The organism is Devosia sp. MC532, assembly GCF_016461625.1.
Classification (GTDB): Bacteria; Pseudomonadota; Alphaproteobacteria; order Rhizobiales; family Devosiaceae; genus Devosia.
In genome coordinates this window covers 116,094-128,811 of record NZ_JAEMNZ010000007.1, presented here as the reverse complement: position 1 = coordinate 128,811, position 12,718 = coordinate 116,094, and the positions used below count along the sequence as shown (strand labels likewise).

Here is a 12,718-nt window from a genome sequence, read left to right as displayed (position 1 = left end):
CAGCGGAACGGGCGAACGCATTGTGACGGCTTAGGTGAGGTGACTGTTAGCACATCACTAGTCCGATTCGTCTCGCCCAGACGCGCAATGTTACCGCAGGGCCCGCGACCTGTTTAAAGGTCGCGGAGAAGGCGGGCGGGACGCGCTGTGGCTGCGCGCAATATTGTCATCGCGCCCAAGAGCGCGGTGATGGAAATGGCGAGGCCGATGACGATGGCAATGACGTCGGGACGATAGGTGAACTCTACCTCCAACATCAGGCCAGAAACGACGCGACCAACCAGCAAGCCCAAGATCACGGCTGGGATTGCCGCAAGGAGGGCCAGCAGGAAGTATTGGAGGAATGCGGTTGCCAAAAGGTCGAAGCGCGTCGCGCCCAGAACCTTGGTGATCACCGTATCGGCTTCGCGCTGACGGCGACCCGTGGAGAGGGAGCCCACAAGCACCAGCAGGCCATTGCCGACGGCAAGACCCCCGACAAGTGTCGCAGCAAAAGACAGCTGACCAAGCGCGTCGGTCACCTGCTTGAGCGTATCGCCCACGGAGATGAAGCGAATGTCGGGAAGCTCAGCGGCGAGGAGGCGCGTGATGGCTTCCTCTTGGCCGGGGTTAGCCGTGACCGAGGCAAAGAGCGTGGTTGGATAGGCTTCCAGAACGCCGGGTGCGAAGGAGGCGAGGAAGTCGATGCCGCCTTGCCAAGAGTAGTCACGGAAGTTGGCAATGGTGGCCGTGACGGGCTCGCCAAAGATTTCGAAGGTGAGGGTGTCGCCAATGTCGACGCCCAAACCATTGCGCAGGCTTTGGTGGAGGCTAACGAGCGGTTCGCCTGCATAGTCTTCGGGCCACCAATTGCCAGCGACGAGGCGAGAGCTCGACGGCATCTCCTCGCGATAGGTGAGAGGGACTTCGCCGGACAGCAGGAAGCTGGCCTCAGGACCGCGCGTGCGGATCTGATCGGCGGCCGTTCCCTTGATCTGGGTGAGCGCGCCGCGCAGCATTGGCGTGGCGACGAAGCGGCCGATGCCGCGTTCCTCGGCAAGGGCTTCGAGATCTTCGATTTCGTCGGGGAAGAGGTCTGAGCCAACAAGCGTTGGAGCATCGAAGGCCGATGCGCCCAAGAACTCGCGCTGTAGGTTCGCCTGCATGACGAGGACGACGATGAGCATGGCGAGGGCCATGCCGGCAGAAACGGCGACCGCGGCGGCATTTTGACCGGCGGCGGAGATCGACCGCAGGGCATGGCGGATGATGCGCGGCCCGCGTTCTGGAAGCTTTGAGAGGCCCCATTGCACTAGGCGGATGAAGCCCTGGAACAGGATTGCCGCGATGGCGCTGGCAGCGCCAAAGGCGAGCACGAGCGCAATGTCATTGGTCATCAGCCACGCCAGGAAAAAGAAGGCGAGTATGGCGAGCAGCAGTGGCACCACCTGCGGCGAGAGCAGCAAGGCTTTCCAATCAACCGGTGGTGCATCAAGGCCCTTCGAGCGGAACAGAAGCACCGGGCGGATCGCCTGGGCTTGCTGCAGCGGCAGATAGGCAAAGGCGAAGGCTGTGACGAGACCAGCCCCGGCGGCAACCAGCAGGGGCTGGGGGTAGATGGCTGGCGTCAGCGATATGCCGACCGCGCCCGAAATGGAGGGCAGGAGCAACCAAGCGATGCCGCCACCAACGACGAGCCCGATCAGCACCCCGACAATGGCAAGCGCTGCGACCTGAGAGAAAAAGTGCAGGAACACGCGCGAGCGGCCAGCACCAATGGAACGCATGACAGCAATTACGCTCGAGCGCTCGGAAATATATGAGCGCATGCCGGTCCAGACGCTGACCCCACCAATAAGGAGGGAGCCAAGGCCGACGATGACAAGGAAGCGCATGAAGAGATCATAGTAGCGCACCATTTGACCCAGCCCATCGCGGGCAGAGCGGACAGTCCAGCCGAAATCGGAAAACTGCTCAGTGGCGGTGGCAAGACCGGCGTCGATGTCGCCCGAGGTCAGCTTGACCTTATAGCGATACCAAGAGCCAAGGCCCGGGAGGGGGGAGGTGCGGTCGGAGATGCGGTTAAAACCATCGACAGTGATGAGGACGGGAATGCCCAAGCGGAAGCCGCGGACCGCTGCATCAGGGATGCGGGTGAGGGTGCCGCGCACGGAAAACTGCGTGCCGCCAATGCCCATAATATCGCCGGGGGCGAGATTGAGCTGGTCGAGAAGCACTGGGTCAATGAGGGCGCCATAGGCATTGTCTTGGCGCTTGAGAAGCTCGTTGATGTCTTCGCCTGCGGGCAAGTGCGGGCTGACGATAGAGCCAAACATTGGGTAGCCGTGATCGACGGCGGTGACGTCGGCGAAGGCTTCGCCGTCAAAACTCTCGGCGCGCAGATTGGTGTCGACGACGTAGACGACTTGCCCGAGCTTTTCCATTTCCGCCACTTCTGCCGCCGTGGCCGGGCGGTCGGCGCGGGAGAGCTCGATGTCGCCGCCCATGATCTCGGCAGCGCCTTCATCAATGGCGTGGCTGATGCTGGTGCCGACAGAGTTTACGCCGGAGATCAGCGCGGTGCCGACGGCAAGGCAGACGACGAGCAATAGGAAGCGGCGCAGATCGCCGCGCATGTCGAGAAGGCCAATACGGATGGCCGGCCAAATCCGTCCCATCAGCGTGCTGCCGTGGTTTCGATAAGCTCACCCGCGGTCATGGTGTAGACGCGGTCAGCCTTGGCAGCGAGGGCAGGGTCGTGGGTGATAAGGACAACGGCGGTGCGGTTCTTGCGGGCCAGATCGAACATCAAATCGACGACAACGGCGCCGGTTTTTTGATCGAGATTGCCGGTTGGCTCATCGGCGAGAAGAAGCGGCGGGTTGGCGACAGTGGCGCGGGCAAGGCCAACGCGTTGTTGTTCGCCACCCGACATGGCCGAGGGACGGTGGTCGAGCCGATCTTGTAGGCCGACGGCGGCGAGAGCCTTGGCGGCCTGCTCGCGCACCTGAGCCATGGAGAGCTTTTCATCGGCGATTTCGAGCGCCATGCCGACATTGTCGAGCGCGGTTAGCGAGGGGATGAGGTGGAAGCTCTGGAAGACAATGCCGACGGTGTTGCGGCGGAATTTTGCCAGTTCGTCTTCGTTGAGCTTGCCGAGGTCGGTGCCATTGACGGTGACACTGCCGCCGGTGGCCTTTTCGAGGCCCGCCAGAAGCATGAGCATTGAGGTTTTGCCCGAGCCCGATGGGCCGACGATGGCAACCACTTCAGCCGGTTTTACTTGCAGGGAAACCTTGCGCAGGATGTTGAGTGGACGTCCGGCGACGTCGAGAGTGTAGTCAACATTTTGTGCGTCGATGATCGCGGCTTCGGACATGCCGGGCCTTCCCCCTAATAAACTCAGAATCGTGTCTGTGACACTTTTGGAACTCTTGTAGACGAGAGAGGTTGGCAATCGGTAACAAAGCAAGTCACACGTAAAATTTCCCACTGGCGTGAATTTGCGTCGGCTGGCAGACATAATTAAGAGCTAACTGCGAAGCTTAGATCGATTTTGACGAGGCTATTCATGCTTAAGACTTGGCTGCGGACTTCCTTTGTGGCGCTGACCATGCTGACGCCGTTTACGGCTCCTGCGCTGGCGCAGCCGGAATTAGAGAAGCTGCAGAGCTATCTCGGCGATTGGCGCGGCGAGGGGGCGCTGACCGGAGGTGGCAGAAATGAACCCTTCCGTTGCCGCTTGTCGGTGGCGCAGGGCGTACAGCTGAAAGTCAACTATACCGGGCGTTGCACGCTGGTGAACGCGACGCTCTCGATTAGCGGTACCATCGCCTACAATGCTGCGGGCAAGCAGTATGAAGCCGCGATGAGCTCGAATGCTGGTTTTACCGGCCTCGCCATCGGCCGCCAAAGCGGGGATCGGATTTCGTTCGATCTGCAAGAAAAGCAGAAGGACCGCGCCGGGAGCGATGTGCGCATTGGCTCGAAAATCAATTTGATCGGGGAAACGATCACCGTCGATTTCGAGGTGGAGTTCAACGATTCAGGTGAAGTGTTGAAGGCGTCGGTGCCGTTCGCGAAGTAACCTTTCGGTTAACTTATGTTTGTGGGAAGCGGGGCCTGGTGGTCCCGCTTTTTGTTTTTGTGGCCATGAGATGCGCCGCAAAAACGGGGAAATGAGGAGCCGTACCTCAATTTCTTTAGTGTTGGTGCGGTAAGGCGTTGACAGCGCGATGGTCTTGCTCAATCTTGTATGGAAGAGCGAACCAATTGGTTCAGGCCCCTCCTACAAGATCGACAGTTCTCAGATGAAATATGCAATTGTTGGCACGGGTGGCCGACACCAGATGTTCCGCGAAGCGATTGCCGAAACACATGCTGATACGGCGGAGCTCGTGGCGCTGTGCGACAATAACCAGAGCCGTTTAGCGCTATCGGCGTCCAAGGTTCCCAATCGCGGTGGCAATGGTATCGCCACGTATCTGGCGGAAGATTTCGACCGCATGCTGGGCGAACAGGACCCAGATACGGTGGTTGTGACCGTGCCGGATTATCTGCATGACGAATACATCGTGCGGTCGCTGCGTGCTGGCCGCAATGTGATGACGGAAAAGCCGATGACCATTGATATGGCACGGCTGAAGCGGATTTTGGATGCGCAGCGGGAGACGGGAAAGAAGGTCACGGTGACCTTTAACTATCGTTACTCGCCGGCGCGGACGCAGCTCAAAGAAATTCTGATGAGCGGCACGATTGGCGATATTACCGCCATCGACTTCCGTTGGTATCTCGACCGGGTGCATGGGGCCGATTATTTCCGGCGCTGGCACCGCTATAAGGATAAGTCGGGTGGCCTACTCGTGCATAAAAGCACGCACCACTTTGACCTGCTCAATTGGTGGGCGGCGTCGACGCCTAAGAGCGTTTCAGCCATCGGCAAGCGTGATTTCTACACCCCGGAAATGGCCGTAAAGCTCGGATTGGCGGATCATGGCGAGCGTTGCCACACCTGCCCGGTGGCGGACAAGTGTGCGTTCAAGATGGACCTTGAGGCCGATGAACCGCTGAAGGAACTTTATCTCGATGCGGAGGATGATGACGGCTACTGGCGCGATAAATGCGTCTTTGCCGACGACATCACCATTGAAGATACTATGCAGGTGCAAGCGCAGTATCAGAACGGTACCTCGCTCAATTATACGCTTGTGGCTTATTCCCCTTGGGAAGGGCTCGAGGTGAAATTTCACGGCACGAAGGGCGAACTAACCCATAGACACATCGAAGTGCATGGTGTTTTCGCCGGTGGGCACCGCGAGCGCGGGGGCGATGAAGTGGAACAAATGACCACTGAATTGCATCTTGCCGGGGAACTCCCCAAAAAGCTTGACGTTTGGACAGGCAAGGGCAGTCACGGCGGCGCGGACCCGATTATGCTTGGATACTTGTTTAATCCCAATGGGATGGAGGAAGATAAGTATGGCAGAGCGTCTGACCATACGGCTGGCGCTTGGTCTATTCTGACGGGCATTGCGGCAAACCGCTCCATTGCGGAAAGCGGCGCAAGAATAGACATCGACCAGATGTTACGAGACGCGGGCATTTCCCTTTAGATGGAAATGAGCAACAGCGCTCAAAACTCAGCACTCCGACCTGCGCGGGGTGCTTTTCATTTCCGGGGGGATTTGGGATACCAGTTGGCAAAAGGATGGCCAGAGATATGGGTGTAGAAATAGACAGCGTCAGTGAACAGACCATGGCCATGCGCCTTGTGCAGGCCCTGCGCGATGAAATCGTGACGCTCGTTCTCAAGCCCGGCGATGCCATTTCGGAAAGCGATATTGCCACCAAGTATGGCGTGTCCCGCCAGCCGGTGCGCGAAGCCTTTATCCGACTGTCCCAACAGGGCCTGCTGCTGATCCGCCCTAAGCGGGCGACCGTGGTGAAGAAGATTTCGCCCGATGGTGTGCGTCAGAGCCGCTTCATTCGCGAAAGCATCGAGGTCGAAACCATTCGCCGCGTCGTGGCGGAAGGCAATGGCGAAGCCAAGTCCATTCTTGATGCGATCATCGTTGATCAGGAAGCCGCGGCGGCTAAGGACGACACGCTGCAGTTCCACCTTCTCGACGAGCTGTTTCACCGTAGTTTGGCGCGCATGGCGGGCGTGGAATACGCTTGGCAGATGGTTGATGACCACAAGATGCAGCTCGACCGCGTGCGCTATTTGACGCTCGATCTGAGCTCGAAGGACCGCGCGATTGCCGAACATAAGGCCATTGTTGACGCGGTAGCGCGTGGCGATGCGGCGGCATCCGAAGAAGCGATGCGCGCGCATTTGGGCCGTGCAGAAGCTCTGCTCGACCAGACGATTTCTGAATATCCAGAATTTTTCGAATAAGCGTTAGCTCTTCCGGGAACTGAGCGCGTGTCTTTGTCTTGTCCCTTCTGTGGGTGGGCGATAGCCTGACCCAAAATAAGGGGCAGGACATGAAGACACGGCGTTTGGGGCGGACGGGCTACGAGGTGAGTGAAATTGGTCTCGGCTGCTGGCAGCTGGGGGGCGATTTCGGTCCCGTTGGTGACGACACCGCCAAAGCCATCCTTGATGCTGCGGTCAATGCGGGTATCAATTTTTTGGACACTGCGGACGTTTATGGCGGCGGGCTGAGCGAAAGCCGGATTGGGGCTTTCCCGAAGTCCGGTGCCGTTAAAGTCGTCACCAAGGTTGGGCGATCCAGCACACTCTTTCCCAATCGCTACACCAAAGAGGGGGTGCGCCAAAGTCTTCTCGGGTCAGCGCAGCGCCTCGGCGTTTCGACGCTTGATCTGGCGCAGCTTCATTGTGTGCCGACCAGTGTTCTGCGCGACGGGGCGATCTTCCGCTGGATGGATGAGCTTCGGGATGAGGGGCTTGTGCGCCACTGGGGCGCCAGTGTTGAGACGATTGAGGAAGCTCTTCTGTGCTTAGAGCAGCCAGGCTGCGCTACACTCCAAATCATCTTCAATCTGTTGCGTCAGGACGCGGCGACGCGATTATTGCCCAAAGCGGCCGAAAAGGATGTTGGCATAATTGTCCGACTGCCGCTAGCGAGCGGCCTCCTCACCGGCAAGTTTGATAAAACCTCGGTCTTTGAGGCGAGCGACCATCGCAATTACAATCGGGATGGTGAGGCTTTTTCGGTGGGCGAAACTTTCTCCGGCATCCCCTTTGATCGCGGCGTCGAGCTTGTTGCGGAATTGAAGGGGCTTGCGCCCGAAGGCATGCCGATGAGCCAATTTGCGCTGCGATGGATTTTGGATCATCCGCAGGTGTCGACGGTGATTGCGGGTGTGTCCAAGCCAGAACAAATCGCAGACAATGTTGCCGCCAGCGAGCAGCGTAGCCTATTCCCAGCCCTCTCCAAGCAATTGGGGGAATGGTATGAGAAAACAGTGAAGCCGGAGATCAGAGGCGGGGTCTGACCCCGCCACGGTTATTCAGGCGTACAATCGGTGGGGAGCACGGCGTCGAGCGCCTTGCTCTCGACCGCCTCCAGCTTACCCTCTTCGATATGCATTGGAGCGTAAGGAGGAGCGTCCTGATTGGTTGGCAGGGCGAGCTTGAGTGTGAAACAGCCTGCGAACTGCGCCCTCGTGCCATCGTGATTTTGGGCGTCAATGGCGACGGGCAGATAGTAATAGCTCGAGCCCGCTGCCCCCTCGTCGGTCGGTTCGCCTGTCAGAAGGGTAACGGCTTTTGTCTCTTTGTAACCGGCCTTGAAGGCTTCGTAATCTGCTGACGCGGCAGTGTCGTTCGACTGAGCGTGAGAGTTGGCGCCATAGTATGACCAGGCGCGCAGATATTCTTCGCGATTGATGGCGTTATAAAGTGATTGCACGACAGCTTGGGGGGACGAACGATCGACTTGATAGGCTGGGTCCGGCACGTCTTGAGCGGAGGCAGGCAGTGCAATCAGCGCGGCAAGCACAGCAAAGCAAAAACGCATAGTCCGACTTTCTCAGCGTGATTTTTGGGCTTTTACATAAGCGGCCAGCACATTCTGCATCCGCGTTATGTGACCTTTGCCTTGCTGTTTGAAGAACTCAAACACTTCCGGGTCAAGCTTGAGGTGAACTGATGTTGGAGTCACTGGTTCGTTTAAGACTGCGTTCTTCCAAAACTCGTCGCCAAGTTCGGGGCCTTCTGGGGCGTTTGACGAGTCGTAGAACTCCCCGCGATCTTTCATCGCTCTTAATTCTTCAAGTGTCGCTCGCCTCATAAGTTGTTCTGTCACGTTTGCTACCTTTCCAAGCCGAAATTAGCCTGGTTACACCGTTACGCTGTGTGTGAATGACAACAAAACAAATCCCGTCAGCGTACCCGATGGTGCGAAAACGTATTTCTCCGTAGTCATTTCTTCTGTCAGGGGTCGAATGTGTGATGCCCTCAAAAATGAGCGCGGCATCAAGAAAGTCGACGCCATGTTTCTCTAGATTCGAAAGTCGCTTATCTTCGTTCCACTCGAGTTCCAAAGGAGGATCCTATCTGAAAGTTAATGCAGATTATGCGGGGCATTGTCTCTCTCCTTTGTAGTCCGGAAGTGGCCTACCACTTTCTTGTACACCAAAAGTGTACACTTTTCAAGTGAGTGCTTTGTGCCTCTAGCGGATCAGTGTTGCGACACCTAGGTTAAGTGTCAGAAATTTGCTGAAGGCGTGATTTATGTCCCATCCTGCGTTCGAACTGGTTCGTGATGAAGCTATTGCCGAGATCAATTCTCAGGCGCGGCTCTATCGGCATAAAAAAACCGGCGCAGAGGTGCTTAGCCTCATAAATGACGACGAAAACAAGGTTTTCGGCATTACCTTCAAAACCCCGCCGGAAGACGCGACTGGCATTGCTCATATTCTTGAGCATTCGGTGCTGTGCGGGAGCCGAAAGTACCCGGTGAAGAAGCCGTTTGTGGAGCTGCTCAAGGGCTCCATGCATACCTTCCTCAATGCCATGACCTATCCGGATAAGACCGCTTATCCGGTCGCCAGCCAGAACCTCAAAGATTTTTACAACCTCGTGGATGTGTATCTCGACGCGGTTTTGTTCCCGATCATTTCGGAAGACACTTTCGAGCAGGAAGGCTGGCACTATGAGCTGGATAGTGCTGATGCACCGCTGGTTTATAAGGGTGTGGTCTTCAATGAGATGAAGGGCGTTTATTCGTCGCCGGACTCGGTGATGCATACCCAGAGCCAAAACGCGCTCTATCCGGACACCACTTATGGCAAAAGCTCGGGGGGCGACCCTACGGTCATTCCTGATTTGACCTATGCGCAGTTTAAGCGCTTCCACGAAACCTATTACCACCCGTCCAATGCACGTGTGGTGTTCTCTGGTGATGATGCGCCGGAAAAGCGCCTCGACATTCTGGATGCCTATTTTGACCAGTTTGACCGTATCGCTGTTGATGCGGAGGTGAAGCTGCAGCCGCGGTGGAATGCGCCGCGCGCGGTTTCGGGCACTTATGCGGGCACGATCGACAGCGAAAAGCGTCGTGACGGGATGGTGTCCGTCAATTGGATGCTCGATGAGCCCGAGGGGCGTGAGGAAACGCTGAGCCACGGCATGCTAAGCTATTTGCTCGCTGGCAATTCGGCTGCGCCGCTGCGCAAGAAGCTCAATGAATCTGGCCTTGGTGAAGGTGTTTTGGGCGGTGGTATTTCGACCTACTTGCGCCAACCAATGGCGGGCGTGGGCCTCAAGGGAATTGACCCATCCAATGCCGAAAAGGTCGAAGCGCTTATTCTAGAGACCTTGCGAGACCTTGCTGAAACCGGGTTTTCGGATGAGCAGATTGATGCTGCGATCAATATGTTCGAGTTCAACCTGCGCGAAAACAATACGGGCTCTACCCCACGCGGCATGAGTTACATGTTCACCGCTATGGGCCCCTGGCTGCATGGTGGCGATCCGCTGGCCCAGCTTTCGTTTGAGGAGGCGCTTGCGTCGGTTAAGGCCAAGGCGAAGGGCGAGCATTTCAAAAATGAAATTCGGCGTCTTTTCTTTGATAACCCGCATCGGGTGACCTCGACGCTTGAGGCTGATCCAGAGCAGGGCGCACGCGAAGCGCAGGCAGAAGTCGACAAGCTTGCCGCTGTTCGCGCCGGTTTGGACGATGAGGCGATCCAGCGTGTTGTCGCGCGCACCGAACGGCTGAAGGCGCTGCAGGAGGCGGTCGACAAACCCGAGGATTTGGCAAAGATCCCGACGCTAAGCCGCGATGATCTGGAACGCGATATCCGCACCATCCCGACGGGTGAAAGCGCGATCGACGCCGCACGCTTCTTTTATCATGACCTCGCGACGATCGGGATTTTGTATCTCGATGTCGGGTTTGATGTGACTGTGCTCGACAGTGAGCAGCTGCCCTATATGCCGCTTTTTGGTCGCGCGTTGCTGCAGACCGGGACGAGCAAGGAAGACTTCGTCTCGCTGACGCAGCGGATTGGCAGAACAACAGGGGGCGTTGCCCAGCATCGCGCATTGGCGACGCGCTCTGAAGATGGGCAGACAGCAGCCTGGTTCTTCCTTTCGGGCAAGGCGGTGGCTGATAAGTTTGGCGATATGCTCGACATTATGGGCGATGTCCTGCTCGACGCACGCCTGTCAAACAAAGAACGTTTCCGCCAGATGGCGCTGGAAGAAAAGGCGGGCTTTGAGGCGCGTCTGGTGCCCGGTGGCAATGGCATTGTCGACACCCGTATCAAGGCGGCGCTGACCGAGGCGAGCTGGGTGGCCGAGCAGATGAGCGGGGTCAGCTATCACGAGTTTCTCAAGGGGCTGATTGAGCGCATCGATAGCGATTGGGCCAGTGTTGAAGCGGTACTGGTGAGCATTCGCGAAAAGCTCTTCAACCGCGGGGCGATGGTGATCAACCTGACCGCGGACGCGGACCTGTTGGATCGCGCCAAGAGCGAGTTGGGCCAATTCGTCGGCAAACTGCCGGGCGGTAAATTTGAACGCGCGACATGGCGGCAGTCGAGCTTTGCGGCGCATGAAGGGCTCATCATTCCGGCACAGGTGAATTATGTCGGTAAGGGCGCAAATTTGAAGGCGCTGGGCATCGAGTTGACGGCTTCGGCGTCGGTCGTTCTGCGTCATCTCAACACCACTTACCTTTGGGATAAGGTGCGTGTGCAGGGCGGGGCCTATGGTGGGTCGAGCCGGTTTGACCTGTCGTCCGGCAATTTCTCGTTCCTCTCCTATCGCGATCCGAACTTGCTCAAAACGCTTGAGGCTTATGACGGCGCGGCGAAGGCGTTGCGCGCGGGTATTGGCGAGCAGGATCTGACACGCTCGATCATCGGGGTGATCGGCGATCTGGATCGTCCGGAGTTTGCGGATGCGAAGGGCTATTCGGCGATGTGGCGGATTCTGAACGGCACGACGGACGCGGTGCGTCAGCAGCGCCGAGACGAAGTTCTGGCAACGTCAGCGGCAGATTTTGAGGCCATGGCAGCGGCTGTTGAAGCCGTGGCCGAAAAGGGCCGTATCGTTGTGCTCGGCGGGGAGGCTGCGATCACCGCGGCCAATGCAGAGCGCGATGGTCTGCTGACGGTCCAGAAGGTGGTTTGAGGCTCGTTACCCCGCCCTTAATCCCTCCCCGCAATGGGAGGGAGACGGCTTCGCGTTCGCAATGGCGGGCAGGGCCCAGACTATTTGTTCAGAGCGTCGACGAGGTAGGGCAGGCTAATGTCCATGCGGTAGTCGACGCCTGAGTGGTTGTCGGGGAATTCCTCATAGCGGTGCTCAATGCCACGCTCGCTCAGGATCTTCTGGATGCGGCGGGAGCCATAGAGGATGTTGTACTGGTCCTCGGTGCCGCAGTCGAAATAGAAGGCTTTGAGCTTTGAGAGCTCCTGCGCGTGGGTTTTGACCATTTCTGCAGGGTCCCACTTGAGCCAATTGGCCCAGCGTTCTTCGATGATGTCGCAGGTGTCATACGTCACCGGCAGACGCAGACCGAGGAAGGTCTCCTCGCTTGGATCGGGATCAAAGCTTGCGGCTTGCGCAAGGATCATGAGCGTCAGCGTGTCCTTGCCGTCGATTTTCACCTTGCTTTCAAAAGCGGTGAGCCACTGCTCAATGGAATTTTCGGTCTTGGCGAGCGCGCGCAGGGTGTTGGGGAATTCACCGAGATAGAGAAGGTCAAAGCCGGCGTCGCCAGAATGGCTGGCGGCAGCGGACCACACATCAGGATGACGCATGGCGTGAATATGGGCGCCGAAGCCGCCTGAGGATTTTCCGAAAACCCCACGACGTCCGGTGCCGCCGCAGCCGAATTTTTGCTCAACCGCTGGCAACATTTCACCGATGAGGAAATCCTCGTAATTGCCGACGACGGGCGAATTTACATATTGGTTGCCACCGAGGCGTGAGTAACAATCGGGGAAGGCAACAACGACCGGGGCGAGGGTGCCTTCGCCGATCAGGCGGTCAAGGCGTTCGGGGACGTTTTCGGAGAAGGCTTTCCAGGCTGTGTGGGCAGGACCTCCGGCCGTGTAGCCAACAAGGTCGACCAGAAGCGGTAGATCTTTGCCGTCATGGCCGTGCGGGACGTAGACGTCGACAATGCGCGCGGTGTCATCACCCAAACGGTTGCCGATGAGCGCCTTGCTCTCAACGATCAGACGATGGACTGTGCCTTGTGGGTGCTTGCTGCGACGCATGTCGGGCTCCTTGTGTTGCGGTATGGTTTTAGGCCAA

Annotated in this window: 11 protein-coding genes; 5 read left to right on the top strand and 6 right to left on the bottom strand. The window is 57.8% G+C overall.

Annotation, left to right across the window (positions count from 1 at the left end; genetic code table 11):
- Positions 1–113: 113 nt before the first annotated feature.
- Both JHC09_RS10765 and JHC09_RS10760 read right to left on the bottom strand, forming a co-directional pair.
- A complete protein-coding gene (locus JHC09_RS10765; protein WP_199531933.1) occupies positions 114–2,657 on the bottom strand; it encodes an FtsX-like permease family protein in 2,544 nt (847 codons plus the stop codon).
- Complete coding sequence (locus JHC09_RS10760) at positions 2,657–3,358, bottom strand: ABC transporter ATP-binding protein (protein WP_199531932.1); 702 nt, start codon at positions 3,356–3,358, stop codon at positions 2,657–2,659. The genes JHC09_RS10765 and JHC09_RS10760 overlap by 1 nt, the downstream gene beginning before the upstream one ends.
- Before the next feature lie 192 nt (positions 3,359–3,550).
- On the opposite strand from JHC09_RS10760, the gene JHC09_RS10755 reads away from it, so the two are divergent.
- The 4 genes from JHC09_RS10755 (at position 3,551) to JHC09_RS10740 (ending at position 7,440) form a co-directional block, all read left to right on the top strand.
- Complete coding sequence (locus JHC09_RS10755; RefSeq protein WP_182394393.1) at positions 3,551–4,066, top strand: heme-binding beta-barrel domain-containing protein; 516 nt, start codon at positions 3,551–3,553, stop codon at positions 4,064–4,066.
- A 223-nt stretch (positions 4,067–4,289) separates the two neighbouring features.
- Positions 4,290–5,591 (top strand): Gfo/Idh/MocA family oxidoreductase, encoded by a 1,302-nt coding sequence (locus JHC09_RS10750; RefSeq protein WP_169195282.1) that lies wholly within the window; start codon positions 4,290–4,292, stop codon positions 5,589–5,591.
- A 107-nt stretch (positions 5,592–5,698) separates the two neighbouring features.
- Positions 5,699–6,376, top strand: a complete 678-nt coding sequence (locus JHC09_RS10745) for a GntR family transcriptional regulator (protein ID WP_199531931.1) — start codon at positions 5,699–5,701, stop codon at positions 6,374–6,376.
- An 89-nt stretch (positions 6,377–6,465) separates the two neighbouring features.
- Positions 6,466–7,440: an aldo/keto reductase gene (locus tag JHC09_RS10740; RefSeq protein ID WP_199531930.1), complete on the top strand. Its 975-nt coding sequence runs from the start codon at positions 6,466–6,468 to the stop codon at positions 7,438–7,440.
- A gap of 11 nt (positions 7,441–7,451) precedes the next feature.
- Here JHC09_RS10740 and JHC09_RS10735 read toward each other — a convergent pair whose 3' ends face one another.
- From JHC09_RS10735 to JHC09_RS10725, 3 genes are read right to left on the bottom strand one after another with little or no spacing between them, the layout of a single operon-like run.
- Positions 7,452–7,964 (bottom strand): hypothetical protein, encoded by a 513-nt coding sequence (locus tag JHC09_RS10735; protein WP_199531929.1) that lies wholly within the window; start codon positions 7,962–7,964, stop codon positions 7,452–7,454.
- Between the two features lie 12 nt (positions 7,965–7,976).
- On the bottom strand, positions 7,977–8,252 hold the full coding sequence (locus JHC09_RS10730) for a BrnA antitoxin family protein (RefSeq protein WP_199531928.1): 276 nt from the start codon (positions 8,250–8,252) through the stop codon (positions 7,977–7,979).
- Positions 8,218–8,490 (bottom strand): BrnT family toxin, encoded by a 273-nt coding sequence (locus JHC09_RS10725; protein WP_169195286.1) that lies wholly within the window; start codon positions 8,488–8,490, stop codon positions 8,218–8,220. The genes JHC09_RS10730 and JHC09_RS10725 overlap by 35 nt, the downstream gene beginning before the upstream one ends.
- A 190-nt stretch (positions 8,491–8,680) precedes the next feature.
- Here JHC09_RS10725 and JHC09_RS10720 point away from each other — a divergent pair, with 190 nt between their 5' ends.
- On the top strand, positions 8,681–11,587 hold the full coding sequence (locus JHC09_RS10720) for an insulinase family protein (protein ID WP_199531927.1): 2,907 nt from the start codon (positions 8,681–8,683) through the stop codon (positions 11,585–11,587).
- Between the two features lie 80 nt (positions 11,588–11,667).
- Here the strand turns inward: JHC09_RS10720 and JHC09_RS10715 are convergent, their stop codons facing one another.
- Positions 11,668–12,681, bottom strand: coding sequence for an alpha/beta hydrolase-fold protein (locus tag JHC09_RS10715; protein WP_199531926.1), 1,014 nt, complete (start codon positions 12,679–12,681; stop codon positions 11,668–11,670).
- Positions 12,682–12,718: the final 37 nt, after the last annotated feature.